The organism is Cohnella baijiui, assembly GCF_020731285.1.
GTDB lineage: Bacteria > Bacillota > Bacilli > Paenibacillales > Paenibacillaceae > Cohnella.
Map to the genome: position 1 here is coordinate 1 of NZ_JAJFOW010000438.1, position 222 is coordinate 222.

General features: G+C 31.1%; 1 pseudogene. It reads right to left on the bottom strand.

From position 1 onward, the window contains the following. Positions 1 to 25: 25 nt before the first annotated feature. Positions 26 to 222: pseudogene (locus tag LKX83_RS33290) on the bottom strand (KAP family P-loop NTPase fold protein); the annotation flags it as partial.

The window sequence follows — 222 nt, forward strand, 5'->3', positions numbered from 1 at the left end:
TTTCCTCATCATTTAATCCTTCGTTTTATACTTGATTTTCAATATCTGATAACGGCTTTGGAATTCCATCATTTTCAAACTGCCACTGATACAATTCTCTAAATAAATCCCTATCGGTGTATTCAAGAACCATCAACTTTGCTAAAACTGATAAATTCAGTTCTATTCTTTGTATCTCAGCAAGACGTTTTCTCATATAGAATGTATTTAAAAATCGTTTGG